This window comes from Streptomyces griseus subsp. griseus (genome assembly GCF_003610995.1).
In the GTDB taxonomy this organism is placed as follows: domain Bacteria; phylum Actinomycetota; class Actinomycetes; order Streptomycetales; family Streptomycetaceae; genus Streptomyces.
Genome location: NZ_CP032543.1, coordinates 1,388,686 through 1,411,126 on the forward strand (window position 1 = coordinate 1,388,686; position 22,441 = coordinate 1,411,126).

Genomic DNA, 22,441 nt, shown 5'->3' on the forward strand with positions numbered 1-22,441 from the left:
CGCGGGCTCACTCGGCGATGCCCACGACCAGCCAGATGAAGCCCACGCCCCCGATGGTGCAGAGAAGAGTGGAGCGGGCGGGATGGGTGTGGTGCGCCTCGGGAAGAATCTCCGCAGCGGCCAGGTAGAGCAGGGCTCCGCCGAAGAATCCGAGATAGCCGCCGAGCAGTTCCTCCGGAAGGGTGAACAGCAGCGTCGTCGCGGCGCCCACGACCGGTGCCACGGCGGCCGCGAACAGCATCAGGAGCGCCTTGCGGCGGGCGTTCCCGTAGAGACTGGTGAGGGTGTACGTGTTGAATCCGTCGGCGAAGTCATGACTGATCACCGCCAGCGCGACGGCCAGGCCCATGGCTCCGCCGACCTGGAAGGCCGCGCCGAGCGCGATGCCGTCCATCAGGCTGTGGCCGACCATCGCGGCGGCCGCCGTGAGCCCCACCTGCGGTACGCGCTCACCGCTCGCCCCGTGTGCCACCTGGCGTACGGCGAGCAGCCCCTCGACCAGATGGGCCACCAGGAAGCCGCCGACGAAGAGCAGCAGGGCGGCGGGCACCCCGAACACCGGGGTGCCCGCGGCCTCCATCGCCTCCGGCAGGAGGTCCAGGCCGACCACGCCGAGCATCAGCCCGCCCGCGAAGCCGAGCACCAGATGGCGGCGGTCCGTGACGCGTTGTGCGACCCAGCCGCCGGCCAGAGTCATCAGGAACGCGCCGAGCGCGACGAACACCGCCATGGGCTCTTGCTAGTCGATCGACCGGGCCGGCCGCATCTCAGGGTGTCCTTACCCATGCCCTCACCCGCACCCCTCCCCCTGGCGGCCCCGTCCGCCCCTACGACGCACCGTGCGGCGGACTGCGCGGCGAACCGTGCGACCGCCGGATCCGTGACCGTATACGGAACGGCTCCCCCCACCGCTTGATCGGAAAGGCAGGCTCCGCCATGACGACCCCCACATCCGAGCCCGGCGCGCGGAACCTGGTCGTCGGGGTCGGTGCCCGCCGGGGAGCGCCGCTCGGCGAGGTGTACGGCCTGATCGAGGAGACCCTGCGCGGGGCGGGGCTGCGGACCGTCGATGTGGCGGAGGTGGCGACCGTCGACGCGAAGGCGGACGAGCCGGGGATCGTGGGGGCGGCCGCCCGGCTCGGGGTGCCGGTGCGGACGTATCCGGCGGCGGCGCTGGCGGCGGTGCGCGTGCCGCATCCGTCGGGTGCGGCGGCCGGGGCGGTGGGCACGCCGTCGGTCGCGGAGGCGGCGGCGCTGATCGAGGCGGACGAGCTGGTGGTGGGGAAGCGCGTCGGCAAGGGGGTGGCGACCTGCGCGGTGGCACGCCGGATTCCGGCCGTCCTGGCGCCGTTCCCCGTTTCCGGCGAGAAAACTTCCACCCCACTCGTGACGGAAGGCCCCCGCCCGTTCACCATGGCAGCCATGACACCCCCCACACAGAACATCGAGAGCGCCGGGCCCGACCTGCGGCACCACGGCGACGCGGAGGTGCGCGGCGAGAATCTGACCGATCTCGCCGTGAACGTCCGCACCCACACACCACCGGAGTGGCTGCGCCAGCGCATAGCCGCGTCCCTGGTCTCACTCGCCGCCTACCCCGACGGCACACCGGCCCGGGAGGCGGTCGCCGAGCGGCACGGACTGCCGGTGGAACGCGTGCTGTTGACGGCCGGTGCCGCTGAGGCGTTCGTCCTGATCGCCCGGGCGCTCCCGGCCCGTCGTCCGGTGGTCGTGCATCCGCAGTTCACCGAGCCGGAGGCGGCCCTGCGGGCGGCCGGGCACGGGGTGGGGCGGGTGCTGCTGCGGGAGGAGGACGGCTTCCGGCTGGATCCGGCGGCGGTCCCCGACGAGGCGGATCTGGTGGTGGTCGGCAATCCGACCAACCCGACGTCGGTGCTGCACCCGGCGGCCCTGCTGGAGCGGCTGGCCAGACCGGGGCGGACGCTGGTGGTCGACGAGGCGTTCATGGACGTGGTGCCGGGCGAGCGCGAGGCGCTGTGCGGCCGTACGGACATCCCGGGTCTGGTCGTGCTGCGCAGCCTCACCAAGACGTGGGGGCTGGCCGGACTGCGGATCGGTTACGTCCTGGCCGACCCGGAGACGATCGCGCTGCTGGCCGAGGCGCAGCCGCTGTGGCCGGTGTCGTCCCCGGCGCTGGCGGCGGCCCAGGCGTGCATGGAGCCGAGGGCGCTGGTGGAGGCGGCCGAGGCGGCGGACCGGATCACCGTGGACCGGGACCATCTGCTGGCCGGGCTCGCGGAGTTCAGCGAGGTGCGGGCGGTGGAGGCGGCCTGGGGCCCGTTCGTGCTGGTGCGGCTGGAGCGGGCGGCGGAGGTCCGGGAGCGGCTGCGGCTGCTGGGGTTCGCGGCCCGGCGCGGCGATACGTTCCCGGGGCTGGGGCCGCAGTGGCTGCGGCTGGCCGTCCGCGACCGGGCGACGACCAACCGCTTCCTCCAGGCCCTGGACCAGGCGGTCCAGGCGCTGCCCGCGCGTACGGGGCGCTGAGGGAGCCCCGGGGCCGTCCGCCGCGCGGCGGACGGCCCGTGGGGCGGCGTTCCGTCGTACGGACGCCGTTCCTGCGGTCCCTTCTGCCGCGCGCGGATCAGCTCCGGCTGGCGCCGCTCCGCCTGCGGGCGGCCACCGTGGCGCCCGCGCCGATCGCCAGCAGCAGGGCCGCGCCGCCCGCGAGGTACGGGGTGGTGGAGCTGCCACCGGTCTCGGCGAGGTTGGCGGTGGTGGGGGCCTTGCCGGAGTCGGAGCCGGTCTGCGGCTTCACATCGGTGCCGCCGTCGCCCTGGTCGCCGCCGGTGGAGCCGCCGTCCGAACCGCCCGAGTCGCCACCGCTGGAGCCGCCCGTGGAGCCTCCGGTGTCACCGCCCGTGGAACCGCCCGGCTCCTCGGGCGTCTTGGGCTCCTTCGGGGTCTCGCAGGTCGCCTCGGCCAGGGTGACCTCGCCCTCCACCTCGGCCACGTTGAGCTTGAGCGGGTTGACCGAGACCTTCAGCTGGAGCGCCGTCGCGGCCGCCGTACGCGAGGTGGTCTCGGTCTTCGACAGGTCGAGGCTGACCTCGCCGACACCCGGCACCACCACCCGGGTCGGGCCGCCCGCGGAGAGCGTCACCTTCTTGCCGAGCACCGAGACATGGCCGAGGACGTTCGATTCGGCGACGGGCTGCTTGCCGACCTCGCAGAGCGCCTTGGAGGTCACCTTCTCGACCTCGATCAGGGAGAGCAGGGGCAGCCCGGGCACATGGACCCGGGCCTTGGCCAGGTTGGTGTAGCCCTCGGCCTTCTTCTCGTCCACGGTGGCGTTCGCGGTGGCCACGTCGGCGCGCAGGACACTGACCGGCTGTCCGCCCTCCACGCCGTCCAGGTTGACGGTGAGCGCGGTCTTCTCGGCGCTGGCCGGCGCGTGCACCTCGTTGAGCGTGACCTTGAGGGGCACCTGGACGGACTTGTTGACGAGCGAGACGTCGAGTCCGGTACGGAGCACGACCGCGCTCGCCCTGCCCTCGCCGCCGGTGGCGGGCGTCGCCGGGGCTGCCTGCGCGGGGACGGCGGCAAACAGAGCGACGGGAGCGGCGGCGACCGCCAGGGCGGCGAGGCGGAAGGTGTTGCTGTTCAAGATGGTGGAACCCCCACAAGAGACATGGAGCCACCGGCGCAGTCCAATGGGGGACATCGCCTGTGCCGGTGGCCTCGACTCCGTGAATCTTTACGCACTGTGGGTGAACTGGCGGACACCTGGCGTGAGTTCACCCCAAAGGGGGGTTTCCGCGCGCATATTCGAATCTTTCGGCACGCGCGTTCCCTCTCACCCCTCCACATCACCCGTTTCACATGTCAGGAGCCGGGCGCAGCGATGAGCCGGACCATCTCAACGAGCCGGGGGCGGCATCCGTCACTGCCTGTCAACCCGGCACCACCTCAGCCGGTGACCCGCCCGTTCAGCACGATGTGGCGCGGGGCCGCCAGCACCCGGACATCCGCGCGCGGGTCCTCGTCGTACACGACCAGGTCCGCCGGAGCCCCTTCCTCGAGCCCCGGCCGCCCCAGCCAGCTCCTCGCCCCCCACGCGGTGGCGGAGAGCGCCTCCAGCGGCGGGATGCCCGCCTTCACCAGCTCGGCGACCTCGCCCGCGACCAGGCCGTGCGCCAGCGAGCCGCCCGCGTCGGTGCCGACGTAGACCGGGATGCCCGCGTCGTACGCGGCCCGCACGGTGTCGTAGCGGCGCTCGTACAGCTGCCGCATATGGGCCGACCAGCGGGGGAACTTGGCCTCGCCGCCCGCCGCGAGGTCCGGGAACGTGGCGATGTTGACCAGCGTCGGGACGATCGCGACACCGCGCTCGGCGAAGAGCGGGACGGTCTCCTCGGTGAGGCCGGTGGCGTGTTCGACGCAGTCGATGCCCGCCTCCACCAGATCGCGCAGCGCCGCCTCGGCGAAGCAGTGCGCGGTGACCCGGGCGCCCAGCCGGTGCGCCTCGGCGATGGCCGCCTCGACCTCGCCGCGCGGCCAGCAGGCGGTCAGGTCGCCCGCGTCCCGGTCGATCCAGTCCCCCACCAGCTTGACCCAGCCGTCGCCGCGCCGGGCCTCCCGGGCGACGTACGCGACGAGGTCGCCGGGCTCGATCTCATGGGCGTAGTTGCGGATGTAGCGGCGGGTCCTGGCGATGTGGCGGCCCGCCCTGATGATCTTCGGCAGGTCATCGCGATCGTCGATCCAGCGGGTGTCGGAGGGCGATCCGGCGTCCCGGATGAGCAGGGTCCCGGCCTCCCGGTCGGTGAGCGCCTGCTTCTCGGCGGTCGCCGCGTCGACCGGGCCGTGCCGGTCCAGCCCCACATGGCAGTGCGCGTCGACGAGGCCGGGCAGCACCCAGCCGGTGACCGTCTCCGCGCGGTCCGCGCCCGGCGGCCGCTCGTAGGTGATCCGCCCGCCGACGGCCCACAGTTCGTCGCGTACCTCGTCCGGGCCGACGAGGACCCGTCCCCTCACCCGCAGCACCCGCTGCCCGTCCTGATCGCGCACCTGATCACTCATAGGCGGCACTGTACGAGGCCCTCGGTAGGCTGCTGGAGCCTGTCGACCGCCGACCGAACCCGAAGAGAGCCCCACCGTGACACACCCCTTCCTCGACCTCCCCCCGCTGACCGCCGCGCACTTCGCGGCCATCGAGAGGCGGGTGGCCGCGCTCCTCGCCACCGAGCAGGACGTCGTCATCACACAGGGCGAGGCGCTGCTGCCGCTGGAGGGCTGCATCCGTAGCGGCGCCCGGCCCGGTTCGACCGCGCTGAACGTGGTCACCGGACCGTACGGGCAGACCTTCGGCAACTGGCTGCGGGACTGCGGCGCCCGGGTCGTCGACCTCACCGTGCCCTTCCACACCGCCGTGAGTGCCGCCCAGATCGCCGAGGCGCTCGCCGAGCACCCGGAGATCGACTTCGTCTCCCTGGTGCACGCGGAGGCGGCGACCGGCAACACCAACCCGGTCGCGGAGATCGGCGAGGTGGTCCGGGCGCACGGGGCGCTGTTCATGCTGGACGCGGTCGCCTCGGTGGCCGCCGAGCCGCTGCTGCCGGACGCCTGGGGCGTCGACCTGTGCGTGATCGGAGCGCAGAAGGCGATGGGCGGTCCGGCCGGGGTGTCGGCGGTCTCGGTGAGCGAGCGGGCCTGGGAGCGGATCGCCGCCAACCCGGCCGCCCCGCGCCGCTCGTACCTCTCGCTGCTGGACTGGAGGGAGCGCTGGATCGACGCGGGCCGCAAGGCCCTGCCGCACGCTCCGGCGCAGCTGGAGATGCTGGGTCTGGAGGCGTGCCTGGAGCGGATCGAGGAGGACGGCCTGGACGAGGTGATGGCCCGCCACGCCTCGGCCGCGGCGGCGACCCGGGTGGGTGCGGTGGCGCTGGGCGGCGGTCTGGAGCCGTACGTCCTTCAGGCGCGGGACGCCGCTCCGGTGGCCACCACGCTGCGCACCCCGGCGGGAACCGACGCGTCGGCGCTGGTCGCGCGGGCGCTGGAGCTGGAGCCCACGCTGCCGCTCGTCGCGGGCGGCGGGGCTCTCTCCAAGGAGATGATCCGGGTCAATCACTACGGTGCGGACGCGACGCGGAACGCGGTGCTGTCCTCGCTCGGGGCTCTGGGGGCGGCGCTGGCCGCCACGGGCCGGCAGGTCGACTTCGAGGCTGCCCGTCGTGCGGTGACGGAAACCTCCCCGGGCCTCTGATATTCATAATGCGGGGAGCTACTTTATCGAAATTAGCTCCCCGCATTCTTCTGCCCGCTTTCCATCCTGCTAAACGCGGAAGTTTTTCGGGGTCCGAACTTCATGATTCGGACACGTCTCAGAGGAGTTACAACCCTGTGACCGACTCCACAAGAGCGGCGTTATGCCCGAAAAATTCGGCACAAAGAGTGCGAAATCGTACCGGGGTTCGGTCGAATCTCGCGCACGCCTGATAACACATGAAGGCGCCCTACCCAACCCTTTGCCTCGATGCAATTTAGAAATTTGCTGGGTAAATTCAATTCGCATGACCGCCGCACCAGCAGATTTTGCCCGTGCCCGAAGTGAATTCCTGAGTATCGACACGCCACGAGTGGAGGACGGAGCCGCGATCTGGCGCATCGCCCGCGACTCCCAGGTTCTGGACCTGAACTCCTCGTACAGCTACCTGCTGTGGTGTCGCGACTTCGCCGCGACGTCCGCCGTCGCCCGTGGCGAGGACGGTGAGCCGATCGCCTTCGTCACCGGCTACATCAGGCCCGACCGCCCCGAGGCCCTCGTCGTCTGGCAGGTGGCCGTCGACCAGGCGCATCGCGGCAAGGGACTGGCCGCCACCCTGCTGGACGCGCTGACCGCCCGGGTCGCCGCCGACCAGGGGCTCTCCTGCGTCGAGACGACGATCACCCCGGACAACACCGCGTCCGACCGGCTGTTCACGTCCTACGCCCAGCGGCACGACGTCGCCCTGGAGCAGGAGGTCCTCTTCGACGGGGGGCTGTTCCCCGAGGGGACGCACCTGCCGGAGGTCCTCTACCGGATAGGCCCGTTCGCCGGCTGAGGCAGCCGCGTCACCTGATCCGCCCGTTCACGGCCCGGCGTACCTGACCCGTACGCCCGGTCCCCCACGACTTTTCGCGCCGGCCGACCATCCGGCGCGGTCCCGGCCGCCCTGGTGCGGCGGGGAGCACCGACCACATCGCCCGTCACACCCCCTCACGCAGGAGACCCGCTGTGACCATCACCCCGCCCGCACTGAGCGTCTTCGAGACCCTGGAGTCGGAGGTCCGCAGCTACTGCCGCGGCTGGCCGGCCGTCTTCGACCGCGCGCAGGGCGCCCGGCTGACCGACGAGGACGGCCACACCTACCTGGACTTCTTCGCCGGGGCCGGCTCGCTCAACTACGGCCACAACAACCCGGTGCTGAAACGAGCGCTGATCGACTACATCGAGCGCGACGGCATCACCCACGGCCTGGACATGGCGACCACCGCCAAGCGCGCCTTCCTGGAGACGTTCCAGAACGTCATCCTGCGCCCGCGCGACCTCCCGTACAAGGTCATGTTCCCCGGCCCGACGGGCACCAACGCCGTCGAGTCGGCGCTGAAGCTGGCCCGTAAGGTCAAGGGCCGCGAGTCGGTCGTCTCGTTCACCAACGCCTTCCACGGCATGTCGCTGGGCTCGCTCGCCGTCACCGGCAACGCGTTCAAGCGGGCCGGCGCCGGCATCCCGCTGGTGCACGGCACCCCGATGCCGTTCGACAACTACTTCGAGGGCACCGTCCCCGACTTCCTCTGGTTCGAGCGGCTCCTCGATGACCAGGGCTCCGGGCTCAACAAGCCCGCCGCCGTGATCGTGGAGACGGTCCAGGGCGAGGGCGGTATCAACGTGGCCCGCGCCGAGTGGCTGCGCGCGCTCAAGGAGCTGTGCGAGCGCCAGGACATGCTGCTGATCGTGGACGACATCCAGATGGGCTGCGGCCGTACCGGCGGCTTCTTCTCCTTCGAGGAGGCCGGCATCGTCCCGGACATCGTCACGCTGTCGAAGTCCATCAGCGGTTACGGGCTGCCCATGTCGCTCTGCCTGTTCAAGCCTGAGCTGGACATCTGGGAGCCGGGCGAGCACAACGGCACCTTCCGCGGCAACAACCCGGCCTTCGTGACGGCCGCGGCCGCGCTGCAGGCGTACTGGGCCGACGGTCAGATGGAGAAGCAGACCCTGGCCCGCGGCGAGCAGGTGGAGCAGGCGCTGCTGGCCATCTGCGCCGAGGAGCCGACCGCGCAGTTCCGCGGCCGCGGCCTGGTCTGGGGCATGGAGTTCGAGGACCCGGCCCGCGCCTCGGCGGTCTGCGCCCGCGCCTTCGAGCTGGGACTCCTGCTGGAGACCTCCGGCCCGCAGAGCGAGGTCGTCAAGCTGCTGCCGCCGCTGACCGTCACCACCGAGGAACTGGACGAGGGGCTGCGCACGCTGGCCCGCTGCGTCCGCGAGACGGCCTGACCCGGCGAGTCCGGGGCAGGCGGAGAAAGAGCGCCCCGGGCCCGCGGGCCCGGGGCGGAGTTCAAGAGAAAGGCACTGCTCACCGTGATCGTCCGATCGTTCAAGGACATCGAGAACACCGACCGGCATGTGAAGTCCGCGTCCGGCACCTGGGAGAGCAAGCGCATCGTGCTCGCCAAGGAGAAGGTGGGCTTCTCGCTCCACGAGACCGTGCTCTACGCGGGCACCGAGACCTCCATGTGGTACGCGAACCACATCGAGGCGGTCCTGTGCACCGAGGGCGAGGCCGAGCTCACCAACGACGAGACGGGCGAGACCCACTGGATCTCCCCGGGCACGATGTACCTGCTGGACGGCCATGAGCGGCACACCCTGCGGCCCAAGACCGACTTCCGCTGCGTGTGCGTCTTCAACCCGCCCGTCACCGGACGGGAGGACCATGACGAGAACGGTGTCTACCCACTGCTGACCGAGGAGGCCTGAACCGTATGACCACCGAAGTACGCGCCGATCTGTACCCCTCGCGCGGCGCCGCCGAGATGACCACTCCCCGCCAGGACCCGGTCATCTGGTCCGCGCCGGGCGCACCGGGCCCGATCGCCGCCAAGGACCTCCAGGGATACGAGCACGACGGCTTCCTCACCGTCGACCAGCTGATCACCCCCGACGAGGTCGCCGTCTACCGGGCGGAGCTGGACCGGCTGGTCGCCGACCCGCTGATCCGTGCCGACGAGCGCTCCATCGTGGAGAAGCAGTCGCAGAACGTGCGGTCCGTCTTCGAGGTCCACAAGATCAGCGAGGTCTTCGCCGGGCTGGTCCGCGACGAGCGGGTGGTGGGCCGCGCCCGCCAGATCCTGGGCACGGACGTATACGTCCACCAGTCCCGTATCAATGTGAAGCCGGGCTTCGGCGCCTCGGGCTTCTACTGGCACTCGGACTTCGAGACGTGGCACGCCGAGGACGGGCTGCCCAACATGCGGACCGTCTCCGTGTCGATCGCGCTCACCGAGAACTTCGACACCAACGGCGGGCTGATGATCATGCCCGGTTCGCACAAGACGTTCCTCGGCTGTGCGGGCGAGACGCCGAAGGACAACTACAAGAAGTCGCTCCAGATGCAGGACGCCGGCACCCCGTCCGACGAGGCGCTGACGAAGATGGCCGACCGCCACGGCATCAGGCTCTTCACGGGCCAGGCCGGCTCGGCGACCTGGTTCGACTGCAACGCGATGCACGGGTCGGGCGACAACATCACCCCGTACGCGCGCTCCAACGTCTTCATCGTCTTCAACAGCGTGGAGAACGAGGCGCAGGAGCCGTTCGCGGCGCCGATCCGCCGCCCCGACTTCATCGGGGCACGGGACTTCACCCCGGTGAAGTAGCGGCATCCGCCCGCGTGATGGGCCCGGGACGGTACGCCGTCCCGGGCCCATCACGCGTAACCCACTGGACCCCGCCGCCGGCCGCGGGCCAGGGTGGCGGCCATGACTTCTCACGTACGGCACATCACCGTCGACTGCGCCGACGCCTACGCGCTCGGCAGCTTCTGGTCCCAGGTGCTCGGCGCCCCGCTGGCCGCCGACGACTTCCCCGGCGATCCCGAGGCCCTGCTCGAGACCCCGGGCGCGGCGATCCTCTTCGTGCAGGGCCCCGACACGAAGACCGCCAAGAACCGCGTCCACCTGGACGTCCAGCCGCAGGACCGCACTCGGGACGAGGAGGTGGAGCGGCTGCTCGCGCTCGGGGCCACGCTGGTGGGCGACCACCGGAGAGCGGACGGGCGGGGGTGGGCGACCCTGGCGGACCCCGAGGGCAACGAGTTCTGTGTGGAGCGTTCCGCCGCCGAGCGGGCCGCGCCGGGCGGGACCCGGCCGCCGGTGACCGCCGACGATGTGACGACCGCCGTGCGGCTCGCGGTGGACACGCTGGCCGGGGCTCCGGCGGACGGCTGGGACGGGGCTGCCGGGACGCTGGAGTGGACCTGCTGGGAGACGGTGGAGCACCTGAGTGACGACCTGTTCGCGTACGCCGTCCAGTTGGGCCCGCGCACGCCCCCGGTGGACGGTGAGGTGCCCTACCGGTGGGTCCCCGACCGGCGGGGCGGCCCGGCCAACGCGGTCTTCGCCGACCGCGCGGCCGGGCCCGCCGGGCTGCTGGCGACCCTGGAGGCGAGCGGTGCGCTGCTGGCGTCGATGGCGCGGACGACTCCGCCGGAGGTGCGCTCGTACCACGGGTACGGGATCTCCGACCCGGAGGGCTTCGCCGCGATGGGGGTGGTGGAGACGCTGGTGCACACGTATGACCTCGCGGAGGGGCTGGGCCTCACGTGGGCGCCGCCCGCCGCGCTCTGCGACCGGGCGCTGGCCCGGCTCTTCCCCGGCGCCCCGGCGGGCGGCGACCGGTGGACCGTCCTGCTCTGGGCCACCGGCCGCGCCGAACTGCCGGGCCGCCCGCGCCGCACGGAGTGGCGGTGGGACGGGCGGCCCCTGGAGGATCAGACGGCGTCGAGCGCCGGGTAGTCGGTGTAGCCCTTGGCGTCGCCGCCGAAGAAGGACGCCGGGTCGGGGGTGTTGAAGGGGCCCCCGGCCTTGAGCCGGGCGGGCAGGTCCGGGTTGGCGAGGAAGAGCACGCCGTACGAGATGAGGTCGGCGATCCCGTCGTCGATCACGGTGTGGTCGTCCGGCCCGGTCGGCCCGTCGGAGTGCACGTTGATGAGGAGGGTGCCGGTGAACACCTTGCGCAGGGAGAGGGTCAGCTCGCGGATCGGGGCGCCCTCCAGGATGTGCAGGTAGGCGAGGCCGAGCGGTTCGATCTCCTGGACCAGCGCGGTGTAGACGGCGTCCGGGGCGGGCTCGTCGATGTCGTTGTAGACGTTCGACGGCGAGATGCGCAGCCCGGTACGTGCGGCGCCGATCTCGGCCGCGACCGCCTTGACGACCTCCACGGCGAACCGGATGCGGCCGGTCTCCGAGCCGCCCCACCCGTCGGTGCGCAGATTGGTGTTGGGCGCCAGGAACTGGTGGATGAGGTAGCCGTTGGCCCCGTGCAGCTCCACGCCGTCGAACCCGGCCTCGATGGCGTTGCGGGAGGCGGAGACGAAGTCGGCGATGGTCTGCCGGATCTCGGCGTCGGTCAGCTCGTGCGGCACCACGAAGTCCTTGGGGCCCTCGTGGGTGTAGACCTGCCCCTCGGCCTTGACCGGCGAGGGGCCGACCGGGGTCAGTCCTTCGGGGAGCAGGACCGGGTGGCCGATGCGGCCCGCGTGCATGATCTGGGCGAAGATCCGGCCGCCCTCGGCGTGCACCGCGTCGGTGACCTTGCGCCAGGAGGCGACCTGCTCGGCGCTGTGCAGTCCCGGTGTGAAGGGGTAGCCCTGGCCGACGACGGAGGGCTGGATGCCCTCGGTGATGACGAGGCCCGCCGAGGCGCGCTGGGCGTAGTAGGCGGCCGTGAGCTCGGTGGCCGTACCGCCCTCGCCCGCCCGGCTCCGGGTCATCGGGGCCATCACGATGCGGTTGGCCAGCGGGGTGCCGGACAGGTCGATCGGGTCGAAAGCGGTGGTCATAAGGGCTCCCAAAAGTATGTGGTCGACCAATCGAAGGGGTATGTGGTCGGCCAACCATTGACACCGACCGCCACTGTAGCTCATTACTTGGCCGACCAAGGTAAAGTGGGGGAAAGGACTGCCGGGCATGATCGAAGCCCTACCGGAGCAGCACCGAGGAGCCCCGACATGAACACCGCCCCCGCCGGCACCGCGGAAGCCGCCTGTACCGACGCGCTGCCCGGAGCAGCGCTCAGCGGCCCTGTGAGCCATGCCGTATCCCGGGTCGCCCGACTGCACCGGATCGCGGCGGGGAAGCTGCTGAAGGGCCTGGGGCTCTACCCGGGCCAGGAGCTGCTGATGATGCAGCTGTGGGACTCGGGGCCGGTCCGCCAGGCCGAGCTGATCAAGACCCTGGACCTGGACCCGTCCACGGTCACCAAGATGCTCCAGCGCCTCGAACAGACCGGCCATGTGCGCCGCCGCCCCGACCCGGACGACCGGCGGGCCGTGCTGGTCGAGGCGACGGACGAGAGCTGCGCGCTGCACACGGCGGTGCGGGACGCGTGGGGCAGCCTGGAGGAGCACACGCTCGCGGGACTGGCGAGCGATGAGCGTACGGAGCTGACGCGGCTGCTGGCGAAGGTGGAGGCGAACCTCTGCCACGAGACGGAGGGCTGCCCGGAACGGGGCTGAACCCCCGCCCGCCCCCGGCTTCCGGCCCCCTCAGCCCAGCACGTCCAGGACTCGGTCGACGTCCGCCCCGGTGTTGTAGAGGTGGCAGGAGATCCGCAGGTTCCCGGCCGGGGCCGAGACCGCGATCCCGGCCCGGGTGAGCTCGTCGTGGCGGCCGTCCAGCCCCGGCACGGAGACGATCGCCGACTCCCCCGGCACCACCTCGTGACCCAGCTCCACCAGCCCCGAGCGCAGCCGGGCGGCGAGCGAGGTGGCGTGCGCGTACAGCGCGTCGATGCCGACCTCCGCGAGCAGGGCCAGGGAGTGCTCCGCCCCGTGGTACGAGAGGAACGCGGGCGGCTCGTCGAACCCGCGCGCACCGGGGGCGACGCGCTCCAGCGGGCCGTAGTTGCCGGTCCAGGGCGCTCCGGCGGCGACCCATCCGGCGAAGAGGTGGGGCAGGGTGGCCTGCGCCTCCTCGGTCACGGTGAGGAACGACGTACCCCTGGGGCAGAGCAGGTACTTGAAGCCGCCGGTGACGGTGTAGTCGTAGGCCCCGGCGTCCAGCGGGAACCAGCCCGCCGACTGGGTGGCGTCCAGCAGGGTCCGGGCCCCGTGGGCGGCGGCGGCCGCGCGGACGGCGGCGAGGTCGGCGACCCGGCCGTCGGCCGACTGGACCGAGGAGAAGGCGACGAGCGCGGTGGTGGGCCGTACGGCGTCGGCGAGGTCCGCGAGCGGGACGTACCGCATACGCAGATCCCCGCGGAGCGCGAACGGGCTGACCACCGAGCTGAACTCACCCTCGGGCGCGAGGACTTCGGCACCCGCCGGGAGCGATGCGGCGATCAGCCCGACATGGACGGTGACCGAGCTGCCGGTGGCGACCCGCTCCGGCCGGACCCCGGCGAGCCGGGCGAAGCCGGCCCGGGCCGCCTCCACCACGTCGAAGCTGCCCGCGCCGATCCGGCGGCCTGCGGCGTTCTCGTCGGCGAGGGCCTTGACGGCGGCGATGGTGCGGCGGGGCAGCAGCCCCCAGCTGGAGGTGTTGAGGTACGTGACCTCCGGGGCGAACTCGGCGGCGGCCACCTGGCGGAGCGGAGAGAGCGTCATGCGCCCAGCCTGGAGCCCCCGCGACCCATAGTCAATTGCCGGAATCTGTGCGGAGCACCCAAGAAATGCTTATAGTCGGCGCCGTTGCTCAGCCCTTCGGAACCTCACAGGCGCCGTCCGTGTCGCAGGCCGCCGCGTCGCCGCCGACGGTGGTCAGCGCGGTGGCCGGGCGGTCCTTCCACGCCTGCTCCAGCGCCTGGACGAAGACCTCCGAGGGCTGACCGCCGGAGATCCCGTACCGCCGGTCGAGGACGAAGAAGGGCACCGCGTTGGCGCCCAGCTCGGACGCCTCGCGCTCGTCGGCCCGGACCTCGTCGGCGTACGCCTCAGGGTCGGCGAGCACCGTACGCGCCTCGTCGGCGTCGAGTCCGGCCTCCACGGCGAGGCCGAGCAGCACGTCGTCGTCGAAAACGGACCGCTCCTCGGCGAAGTTGGCCCGGTAGGCGAGGGTCAGCAGCTCGTCCTGGCGTCCGCGGGCCTTCGCCAGGTGCAGCAGCCGGTGGATGTCGAAGGTGGAGCCGTGGTCCCGCCCCTCGGTGCGGTAACCGAGCCCCTCGGCCTGCGCGTTGGCCGCGACGTTGGCCTCCATGGCGGCGGCCTCCTCACGGGTCCGCCCGTACTTGGCGGCCAGCATGTCGACGACCTTCTCGGTCTCGCCCTTGGCCCGCCCGGGATCGAGTTCGAAGGAGCGGTGCACGACCTCGACCTCGTCCCGGTGGGCGAACTCGGCGAGCCCCTTCTCGAAGCGGGCCTTGCCGATGTAGCACCAGGGACAAGCGATATCGGACCAGATCTCGACGCGCATGACTCTTCTTCTCTCCAGGGGTCGCGGACGGTTCGGGAAGGCCGCCCCGCAGGACGGGCCCCTCGTTCGAACACCGAAGCTGACCTGGTGATTCCCCGGACCGAACCGCGCTCCGGTAGCAGCCCGCGCCGTTGCGCGAGCCCCCTCCTTCTGCGGGATCGGCCAGCCCCTCCTCGCCGGGGCCTGCTCGAACTCGCCGCGGTCGGCAGCCGTTCCCAGCAGCTCCACCACGGCTATCGCCCGCCGGTCGAACTTCGGCGTCTCCGGCACAGGCAGGCTCCCGTTCTCTCTTCGCGTTGTCCGTCACCGCCCGTCGCGCAGGTTCTCCACTCCCCCGGCCAGGAACGTGATCCGGTCGAAGACCGCGCCGCAGCCCTCCCCCGTGGGCGACTGCACCAGGAAGCCGATCCGGGCGGCCGCGCGTTCCTCGTCCGTGCCGAGGGTGAAGACGCGGACGAAGGTCCAGGTCCCGCCGTCGGCGGAGGCGTGGAAGGCGTAGGCGCCGCCGGTGCGGCTGAGGCGGAGCCAGCAGGCGCCCTCCTCCACCACGAAGGCGTTGGCGTCGTCGGAGTGGCCCCGGGTGACGACGCTGCACACGGTCGCCAGGCCTGCGGAGTGCTCCAGGCAGAGCTTGGCCCAGTCGCGGTCGCCGACCTGGAGATACAGCGCCCCGGCGTCGCCCGCGGCGGCCAGACCGGGGCGGACGCGGGTGAGCAGCCGGAAGTCGCCGTCCCCTGCCGGGCCGAGCAGGCGCGGCGCGTCGGTCGCCGAGTCCAGCGCCGCACCGGACGGCGGTACGAAAAGATCCTGGCCGGGGCCCGCGCGGCCGGTCAGGGTGCCGTCTGCGTGGGTCCAGCGACCGTCGGGGCCCGAGGGGGCCAGAGGGAAGGGGAGTTCGTCCAGGTGGAGGGTCATGGTCGGAGTCCGTCCGGGTGCGGGGTCATGCGGGTCATCCGTTCGGGTGCGGGGGCATGCGGGTCGTGCGTTCGGGTGCGGGGGCATGCGGGTCGTGCGTTCAAGCGCAGGGGCTCATGCGGGGCGGCCGTCCACGCGCGGGCTCACGCGGGGCGGTCGTCCACGCGGCGGGGCAGGCTCAGCGGGTTGGCCTCGCGGAGTTCCGGTGGGAGGAGCGGTTCGGGGGTGTTCTGGTACGTCACCGGGCGCAGCCAGCGTTCGATGGCCGTCGTCCCGACCGAGGTGGAGGGGGAGGTGGTGGCCGGGTACGGGCCGCCATGGTGCTGGGCCGGGGCGACGGCGACGCCGGTCGGCCAGCCGTTGACCAGGACGCGCCCGGCGAGCGGGGTGAGGGCGGTGAGGAGCCCGGCCGCCGCCGGGTCGTCGCCCTCCGTCGTGGTCTGGAGGGTGGCGGTGAGGTTGCCGGGGAGCCGGGCGAGTACGGCGGCGACCTCGTCCTCGGAGCCGTAGCGCGCGATCACGGTGACCGGGCCGAAGCACTCCTCCAGGAGCGTGTCGTGCGGGCCTTCGGCGGTGAGACGGGCGGCCGGGACGGTCAGGAATCCGGCGGAGACGGTGTGCTCCCCGGCGGCGCCGGGGGTGACGGGGGTCTCGACGTCGGGGAGTTGGGCCCGTTCGCGTACGCCTGCGAGGAACGCGTCCCGCATCCGGCGGTCCAGCATCACGCCGGAGCCGGTGGAGCTGACCGTCTCGGTAAGGGCTTTGACCAGCTGATCCCCCGTGTCGCCGGCCGGGGCGAGGACGAAGCCGGGCTTGGTGCAGAACTGGCCGACGCCCAGGGCCATGGAGCCGCCGAGACCCGCGCCGATCTCCGCCGCACGCTCGGCGGCGGCCGCCTCGGTGACCACGACCGGGTTGAGCGAGCCGAGTTCGCCGTGGAAGGGGATGGGCGTGGGGCGGGCGGCCGCCGCGTCGAACAGGGCGCGGCCGCCGCGTACCGAACCGGTGAAGCCCGCCGCGCTCACCAGCGGGTGGCGGATCAGTTCGACGCCCGCGTCGAAACCGTGGACCAGGGTCACCACGTCCTCCGGCAACCCGGTGCGGGCTGCGGCGCGGCGGAGCACCGAGGCGCAGAGCTCGGAGGTGGCCGGGTGGCCGGGGTGTGCCTTGACGACGACCGGGCAGCCCGCCGCCAGGGCACTGGCGGTGTCGCCGCCGGGGACGGAGAAGGCGAGCGGGAAGTTGCTCGCCGCGTAGACGGCGACGACCCCGAGCGGGATCTTCCAGCGGCGCAGGTCGGGCCAGGGCGGGGTGCGGGAGTCGTCCTCGTGGTCGATGCGGATGCCGAGGTAGGCGCCCTCGTCGACGACCTCCGCGAAGGCCCTCAACTGAGCTGCGGTACGCGCGAGTTCACCGGTGAGCCGGGCCGGGCCGAGCGCGGTCTCCGCGTCGGCGGCCTCGATGATGTGCGCGCCCGACCCCTCCAGCAGCTCGGCCGCCGTACGCAGGAACGCGGCGCGTGGCGTGCGGTCGGCCAGGGCGCCGCGTACGGCGTGGGCCGCCCGGACCGTACGGTCGACCTCCTCGGTGGTGGCCTCCACCGCGACCTGTTCGCGCGGGTTCCCGCTTCGGGGGTCGACACTCCAGACTGGTGCTGCGCTCACCGTGATTCCCCTCAGCTCCCGGAACACCGCCCAGAAGCGTTCGGTATTCTGAACAGAGTTCTCGATCGTGAATGTGCTCGGACTCTATTTCCGGGTGTTCCGTGTTGGCAATCCATGGTGGCGGGCCTTCCGGGCGGAGCCCGAGGCCGAAGCAGCCGAAGAAGGAGCGTGGGGCGATGTCGGTCGCCGAGTCCGGTGGGGCACAGGTCAAGTCCGCGGTACGCACGGTGGAGCTGCTCGAATACTTCGCCGGCCGCCCCGGTATGCACTCGCTCGCCGCGGTCCAGGAGGCCGTGGGCTATCCCAAGTCCAGCCTCTACATGCTGCTGCGGACGCTGGTGGAGCTCGGCTGGGTGGAGACGGACGCGACGGGCACGCGGTACGGAATCGGGGTGCGCGCCCTGCTGGTGGGCACCTCCTACATCGACGGCGACGAGGTCGTGGCCGCCGCCCGGCCCACCCTGGACCGGCTCTCCGACGACACCACGGAGACCATCCACCTGGCCCGCCTCGACGGCACGAACGTGGTCTACCTCGCGACCCGCCAGTCCCAGCACTATTTGCGCCCCTTCACCCGGGTCGGCCGTCGGCTGCCCGCCCACTCCACCTCGCTCGGCAAGGCACTGCTGGCCACCCACAGCGACGAGCAGGTCCGCAAGCTGCTCCCCGAGACGCTGCCCGCGCTGACCGAACACACCATCACCGACCGGGAGAAGCTCATCGAGGAGCTGCACGTGGTCCGCGAGCAGGGCTACGCGGTGGACCGCGAGGAGAACACCCTCGGCCTGCGCTGCTTCGGCGTGGCGATCCCCTACCGCACACCCGCGCGCGACGCGATCAGCTGCTCGGTACCGGCCGCCCGCCTCACCCCCGGCCACGAACAGACGGTGAGGGACGCCCTGCTGGACGCCCGCGACCGCCTCACCCTGGCCACGCGGAGACTCTGAGCCCGCCTCCCCCGTACGGCGGAGGCGGATCGTCGGCGGGCAGGAGGTGCGGACGGCGGCTCCACGGAAGCGTGGGCACCATGACGACACCGGCGAAGCGGCTGCGGGAGCTGCCCGCGACTCCGGCCCTCCCCGTGCTGCGGGTCACCGCCGTGGCCGGGGCCCGGGCCCTGTGCGGGGTGCCGCCCGCGTTGCCGGCCGACGGGCCCGCCCGGACCCGGCAGGCCAAGGTGCGCACCGCCGCCTGGCTCACGCTGCGTCGGGGGCTCGCGAGGACCGGTGCCAGGGACCGTACACAGGCCGTCATCGCGGCGTCCGAATCCGGGTTCATCACCCCGGGCTGAGCGTCACGGCCGGATGGGCCGCGTGAGAAATCGGTGAGAAGCGGCACAACCGGGAACGGGCGGAGCACCCCCGCTCGTCCCTCCAGCGGGATGAACAAGACAATCAGGCGCGCTTCGGTCTTCTGCCTGCTCATGGTGCTCGCCCTGCTGGTGCGGGCGACGTGGGTGCAGGGCTACCAGGCCAAGGCGCTCGCAGACGACGAGCACAACCGGCGGAACACCATCGCGCAGTACGCGCAGCCGCTCGGGGACATCATCGTGGCCGGTTCGCCGGTCACCGGATCGAAGGGGACCAGTGGCGGCGACCTCCGGTACAAGAGGACCTACACGCAGGGCGAGCTCTACGCGGCCGTGACGGGCTACAGCTCGCAGGCGTACGGGGCGACCCAGCTCGAAGGCATCTACAGCGACGTCCTGGACGGCACGGACGACCGCCTGAAGAACCCGGCCGACCTGATCACCGGCGAGCAGGCCGCCCCGGGCAACGTCCTCACCACGATCGACCCGGGCGTCCAGAAGGCGGCGTACGAGGCGCTCGGCGACGACAAGGGCGCGGCCGTGGCCATCGACCCGAAGACCGGCCGCATCCTGGGCATGGTCTCCACGCCCTCGTACGACCCCTCCGCCATCAGCGGCACGGACGACGGCGACGCCTGGAAGAAGCTGCTGGACGACAAGGAGAAGCCGCTGGTCAACCGGGCACTGCGGCAGCCGCTGGCACCCGGTTCCACGTTCAAGCTGGTGGTCGCGGCGGCGGCGCTGGAGAACGGGCTCTACGGCTCCGTCGACGAGGCGACCGACAGCCCCGACCCGTACACCCTCCCCGGCACCCGCACGGTCCTGCGCAACGAGAACGCCTCCGCCCCCTGCCAGAACGCGACCCTGCGCACCGCCCTCCGCTACTCCTGCAACAACGTCTTCGCCAAGGTGGCCGCCGACCTCGGCCAGGACAAGGTCAAGGAGATGGCCGACGCGTTCGGCTTCGACACCAAGAAGCTGGACGTCCCGGTGCGGGCCGCCGAGAGCGTCTACCCGACCGGCATGGACAAGGCGCAGACGGCGCTGACGGGCATCGGCCAGTTCGAGGTCACCGCGACCCCGCTCCAGATGGCGATGGTCACCGCGGCCCTCGCCAACGGCGGTGAGCTGGCCGCCCCGCGCATGGTCTCGTCGGTGACGGACGGGGACGGCTCCACGCTGGAGGAGACCGAGGACGGGAAGACGGAGCGGGTGGTGAAGGAGTCCACCGCCGAGCAGCTGCGCAGCGCGATGGTGACCGTCGTCGAGGAGGGCACCGGCACCAACGCGAAGATCGCCGGGGCCGAGGTCGGCGGAAAGACGGGAACCGCGCAGAACGGCGTGGACAACAGCAACACCCCGTACGCCTGGTTCACCTCGTACGCGAAGGACGGCAGCAGCGGCAAGGAGGTCGCCGTCGCGGTGATCGTCGAGGACTCCGGCTCGGCGCGCTCCGAGGTCAGCGGCAACGGCCTGGCGGCGCCGATCGCACAGAAGATGATGCGGGCGGCGCTGGAGCGGTGAGCCCGGCGGGGGCCGGTGGCCGGGCGCACACCGGCCCCCGTACGGCGTCCCGCTCCCTCACCCCGGGCCGCCGCTCGATCGGGTCGATCGCGAAGGAGGGCGCGAACAGCGCCGAGGAACCCCGGAGCAGCCAGTGCATCTGCCGGGCCGTGCCGGAGGGGAGACAGGACCCACGGTGGTCTTCGAGGGCGGGCTCACCGCCGGACGCCCGTACTGGGCCCCCGTGCAGGCCGCGCTCGCCGACGTCGCGCCGACCGCAGCGGTCTCGGCCGCGGCCCCGCCGCCGCCCGGCCCGGCCGGGCCCGCCGGGTGGGTCCACCGGTGGCCGCCGTGAGCGCCGCGTAGTGGTTCAGCAGCCCTCCTGGCCGGCGACGACGAGGTGCGGGGGCAGGGCGAGGAGCCCGTCGGCGCCGGCCTCCTCGGCGGTCCGCGCGCACTCGATCGCGAGGGCCGTGCCGTATCCCGTACCCGCGACGACGGGGCCTGTCCGGCCCTCTCCTCGACGGCGGCGGTGACCACGAGGCGGAAACTCCTCCCGCGCCAGCGCGTGGAACTCGCCCGTGCCGCAGCAGGCGAAGTCCGCCGCCGCACCCGCGTCGTTATTCATGGACAGCGTCACGCTGGAGCAGCCCTGGGGGCGGGTCAAGGCGCCCACCGCCCGCTCGGCGCGACCGCCGCCGAGGGCGCCGGAAACGGCCCGCCTGAGGCTCTGCGGCAGGGAACTGCCGGACAGCCGCGAAGGTAAGGGAACGGCAAAGCGGGGTCGTTCGTTACCCCGTGCATGACCGCAATGACCCCCGGCTCGAACATCCCTCTCTCCGCCGTCCGTGTGGCGGTGGACGTCGCCGCTCCGGTGCGGCTCGACGTCTCGGGCCTGCTGCTCACCGCCGACGGCAAGGTGCGCTCCGACGACGACTTCATCTTCTACAACCAGCCCTCGGGTCCCGGCGTGACCTACCGCGCCGGCGGCGGCTCCGCACCCGACGCCATCGTGGTGGACACCACCGCCGTCCCGCCCGGCATCGAGAAGATCGTGGTCACCGCGAGCCCCGACGCCGCGGGACAGACCTTCCAGGGCGTCGAGCCCACCGCCACCGTGCGCAACGCCGACGACGGCACCGCGCTGGCCACGTTCACCCCGCCCCAGCTGGGCAGTGAGACGGCGCTCGTGGTCATCGAGGTCTACCGGCGCAACGGTGCCTGGAAGGCCCGCGCGGTCGGCCAGGGTTACGCCGACGGGCTGGCCGGCATCGCCACGGACTTCGGCGTCTCGGTCGAGGAGCCGGCCGCCCCGGCGGCTCCGGCAGCCCCGGCGGCTCCGGCAGCCGCTCCGGTCGACCCGCGGATCGCCCCGCCGGCCCCCGCCGCTCCCCCGGCACAGCCCGTCGCCCCGGCCATGGGCGCCGGGAAGATCAACCTCGACAAGGGCCGGGTCAGCCTTCAGAAGCACCAGACGGTCTCCCTGGTCAAGGGCGGTGCCCCGCTCCTCTCCCAGGTCAAGATGGGGCTCGGCTGGGAGCCCGCGTTCCGCGGCAAGGACATCGACCTGGACGCCTCGGTCATCGCCTACGGCCCCAACCGCAACCACCTGGACAGCTGCTACTTCGGCAAGCTCTCCATCCTCAACGGGGCGATCAAGCACTCCGGCGACAACCTCACGGGTGAGGGCGCGGGCGACGACGAGACGATCGTCGTTGACCTGGGCCGTATCCCGGCCGAGGCGACGGGCCTGGTCTTCACGGTGAACTCGTTCACCGGCCAGAAGTTCAACGAGGTGGCCAAGGCCTACTGCCGGCTGATCGACGCGCGCACCGACGAGGAACTGGTCCGGTTCGACCTGACCGGCGCGGAGCCGCAGACCGGCGTCATCATGGCCAAGCTCATCAAGCAGTTCAGCGGTGAGTGGGAGATGACGGCCATGGGCGAGTTCGTGAAGTCACGCACCGTGCGCGGCATGGTGAAGCCCGCCGCCCAGTCCCTGTAGCTCCCGGGCCGGACGGCCGCCAACGGCATCCGGGGCACCTGAGGTGATTCAGGTGCCCCGGATCCGGAGAAGGCGGACGCTGCTCGTGCTCGTGCGGTGTCTCAGAGCTTGGTCAGCTTGGAGTACGGGCTCAGGATCCTCCCCTGTCGCCCCGAGAAGTCGATGAGGACTGCGTCGTTGTCGCCCTCGACAGCAAGGATCCTGCCGAGCCCGAACTGGTCGTGCGACACCCTGTCGCCCACATCGAAGCATTCGACCGGTGGGGCCTCCTGGGCCGGGCGGTTGAAGGGACTGGAAGGCAGGTGACGCCGGGATCCGGCTGACTGTTTCATTAAGTCGAGTATGCGCCCTGTGAAGGCCCGACGCCATGCCCGTTTGCCGCCCGGGCCCCAGAAGTGCCGGATTCGTGACCCG

At 72.1% G+C, this 22,441-nt stretch carries 23 protein-coding genes; 13 read left to right on the forward strand and 10 right to left on the reverse strand.

Features of this window, described 5'->3' with window-relative positions; translation table 11 throughout:
• Window positions 1-7: 7 nt before the first annotated feature.
• Window positions 8-730, reverse strand: a complete 723-nt coding sequence (locus D6270_RS06455; protein WP_109166313.1) for a ZIP family metal transporter — start codon at window positions 728-730, stop codon at window positions 8-10.
• A gap of 206 nt (window positions 731-936) precedes the next feature.
• Here D6270_RS06455 and cobC point away from each other — a divergent pair, with 206 nt between their 5' ends.
• On the forward strand, window positions 937-2,505 hold the full coding sequence (gene cobC / locus D6270_RS06460) for an Rv2231c family histidinol phosphate aminotransferase CobC (RefSeq protein ID WP_109166312.1): 1,569 nt from the start codon (window positions 937-939) through the stop codon (window positions 2,503-2,505).
• 97 nt (window positions 2,506-2,602) lie between these two features.
• Here the strand turns inward: cobC and D6270_RS06465 are convergent, their stop codons facing one another.
• Complete coding sequence (locus D6270_RS06465; protein WP_109166311.1) at window positions 2,603-3,625, reverse strand: SCO1860 family LAETG-anchored protein; 1,023 nt, start codon at window positions 3,623-3,625, stop codon at window positions 2,603-2,605.
• A gap of 302 nt (window positions 3,626-3,927) precedes the next feature.
• Window positions 3,928-5,040 (reverse strand): amidohydrolase family protein, encoded by a 1,113-nt coding sequence (locus D6270_RS06470; RefSeq protein ID WP_109166310.1) that lies wholly within the window; start codon window positions 5,038-5,040, stop codon window positions 3,928-3,930.
• A gap of 76 nt (window positions 5,041-5,116) precedes the next feature.
• Here D6270_RS06470 and D6270_RS06475 point away from each other — a divergent pair, with 76 nt between their 5' ends.
• The 6 genes from D6270_RS06475 to D6270_RS06500 all read left to right on the forward strand — a co-directional run bounded on the left by D6270_RS06475 (window position 5,117) and on the right by D6270_RS06500 (window position 11,016).
• Window positions 5,117-6,223, forward strand: coding sequence for a pyridoxal-phosphate-dependent aminotransferase family protein (locus D6270_RS06475; protein ID WP_109166309.1), 1,107 nt, complete (start codon window positions 5,117-5,119; stop codon window positions 6,221-6,223).
• 307 nt (window positions 6,224-6,530) lie between these two features.
• Window positions 6,531-7,061 carry a diaminobutyrate acetyltransferase gene (gene ectA / locus D6270_RS06480; RefSeq protein ID WP_109166308.1) on the forward strand — a complete coding sequence of 177 codons (531 nt, stop codon included), beginning with the start codon at window positions 6,531-6,533 and terminating at the stop codon, window positions 7,059-7,061.
• A 173-nt stretch (window positions 7,062-7,234) separates the two neighbouring features.
• Window positions 7,235-8,497, forward strand: a complete 1,263-nt coding sequence (gene ectB, locus D6270_RS06485) for a diaminobutyrate--2-oxoglutarate transaminase (protein WP_109166307.1) — start codon at window positions 7,235-7,237, stop codon at window positions 8,495-8,497.
• An 84-nt stretch (window positions 8,498-8,581) separates the two neighbouring features.
• Complete coding sequence (locus D6270_RS06490; RefSeq protein WP_018512207.1) at window positions 8,582-8,980, forward strand: ectoine synthase; 399 nt, start codon at window positions 8,582-8,584, stop codon at window positions 8,978-8,980.
• A 5-nt stretch (window positions 8,981-8,985) separates the two neighbouring features.
• Window positions 8,986-9,879, forward strand: coding sequence for an ectoine hydroxylase (gene thpD, locus D6270_RS06495; protein WP_109166306.1), 894 nt, complete (start codon window positions 8,986-8,988; stop codon window positions 9,877-9,879).
• A gap of 102 nt (window positions 9,880-9,981) precedes the next feature.
• Window positions 9,982-11,016, forward strand: a complete 1,035-nt coding sequence (locus tag D6270_RS06500; RefSeq protein ID WP_109166305.1) for a VOC family protein — start codon at window positions 9,982-9,984, stop codon at window positions 11,014-11,016.
• Here D6270_RS06500 and D6270_RS06505 read toward each other — a convergent pair.
• Window positions 10,992-12,062 carry an alkene reductase gene (locus D6270_RS06505; RefSeq protein ID WP_109166304.1) on the reverse strand — a complete coding sequence of 357 codons (1,071 nt, stop codon included), beginning with the start codon at window positions 12,060-12,062 and terminating at the stop codon, window positions 10,992-10,994. The two genes, D6270_RS06500 and D6270_RS06505, sit on opposite strands and share 25 nt — an antisense overlap.
• Before the next feature lie 168 nt (window positions 12,063-12,230).
• On the opposite strand from D6270_RS06505, the gene D6270_RS06510 reads away from it, so the two are divergent.
• On the forward strand, window positions 12,231-12,737 hold the full coding sequence (locus D6270_RS06510; RefSeq protein WP_109166303.1) for a MarR family winged helix-turn-helix transcriptional regulator: 507 nt from the start codon (window positions 12,231-12,233) through the stop codon (window positions 12,735-12,737).
• Between the two features lie 30 nt (window positions 12,738-12,767).
• Here the strand turns inward: D6270_RS06510 and D6270_RS06515 are convergent, their stop codons facing one another.
• The 4 genes from D6270_RS06515 to D6270_RS06530 form a co-directional block, all read right to left on the reverse strand.
• Window positions 12,768-13,826, reverse strand: a complete 1,059-nt coding sequence (locus D6270_RS06515) for an aminotransferase class V-fold PLP-dependent enzyme (RefSeq protein WP_109166302.1) — start codon at window positions 13,824-13,826, stop codon at window positions 12,768-12,770.
• 88 nt (window positions 13,827-13,914) lie between these two features.
• Window positions 13,915-14,631: a DsbA family oxidoreductase gene (locus D6270_RS06520; RefSeq protein WP_109166301.1), complete on the reverse strand. Its 717-nt coding sequence runs from the start codon at window positions 14,629-14,631 to the stop codon at window positions 13,915-13,917.
• Between the two features lie 303 nt (window positions 14,632-14,934).
• Window positions 14,935-15,546, reverse strand: coding sequence for a DUF1349 domain-containing protein (locus D6270_RS06525; RefSeq protein WP_109166300.1), 612 nt, complete (start codon window positions 15,544-15,546; stop codon window positions 14,935-14,937).
• A gap of 143 nt (window positions 15,547-15,689) precedes the next feature.
• Window positions 15,690-17,210, reverse strand: a complete 1,521-nt coding sequence (locus tag D6270_RS06530; RefSeq protein ID WP_109167568.1) for an aldehyde dehydrogenase (NADP(+)) — start codon at window positions 17,208-17,210, stop codon at window positions 15,690-15,692.
• A 176-nt stretch (window positions 17,211-17,386) separates the two neighbouring features.
• Between D6270_RS06530 and D6270_RS06535 the strand changes: the two genes are divergently transcribed.
• The 4 genes from D6270_RS06535 (at window position 17,387) to D6270_RS32820 (ending at window position 20,377) form a co-directional block, all read left to right on the forward strand.
• On the forward strand, window positions 17,387-18,157 hold the full coding sequence (locus D6270_RS06535; RefSeq protein ID WP_109166299.1) for an IclR family transcriptional regulator: 771 nt from the start codon (window positions 17,387-17,389) through the stop codon (window positions 18,155-18,157).
• An 80-nt stretch (window positions 18,158-18,237) separates the two neighbouring features.
• The gene (locus D6270_RS32815; protein WP_225976779.1) at window positions 18,238-18,501 is read left to right on the forward strand and encodes a hypothetical protein; all 264 of its coding nucleotides are present in this window, start codon (window positions 18,238-18,240) and stop codon (window positions 18,499-18,501) included.
• 90 nt (window positions 18,502-18,591) lie between these two features.
• A complete protein-coding gene (locus D6270_RS06545) occupies window positions 18,592-20,043 on the forward strand; it encodes a peptidoglycan D,D-transpeptidase FtsI family protein (protein WP_109166298.1) in 1,452 nt (483 codons plus the stop codon).
• Between the two features lie 175 nt (window positions 20,044-20,218).
• Window positions 20,219-20,377: a hypothetical protein gene (locus D6270_RS32820; protein ID WP_225977099.1), complete on the forward strand. Its 159-nt coding sequence runs from the start codon at window positions 20,219-20,221 to the stop codon at window positions 20,375-20,377.
• Window positions 20,378-20,392: 15 nt separating this feature from the next.
• Here D6270_RS32820 and D6270_RS06550 read toward each other — a convergent pair whose 3' ends face one another.
• On the reverse strand, window positions 20,393-20,689 hold the full coding sequence (locus D6270_RS06550) for a dihydrodipicolinate synthase family protein (protein WP_162600264.1): 297 nt from the start codon (window positions 20,687-20,689) through the stop codon (window positions 20,393-20,395).
• Window positions 20,690-20,824: 135 nt separating this feature from the next.
• Here D6270_RS06550 and D6270_RS06555 point away from each other — a divergent pair, with 135 nt between their 5' ends.
• Window positions 20,825-22,027 (forward strand): TerD family protein, encoded by a 1,203-nt coding sequence (locus D6270_RS06555; RefSeq protein WP_109166297.1) that lies wholly within the window; start codon window positions 20,825-20,827, stop codon window positions 22,025-22,027.
• Window positions 22,028-22,128: 101 nt separating this feature from the next.
• Here the strand turns inward: D6270_RS06555 and D6270_RS32825 are convergent, their stop codons facing one another.
• Window positions 22,129-22,359, reverse strand: coding sequence for a hypothetical protein (locus tag D6270_RS32825; protein WP_003969918.1), 231 nt, complete (start codon window positions 22,357-22,359; stop codon window positions 22,129-22,131).
• Between the last annotated feature and the right edge of the window lie 82 nt (window positions 22,360-22,441).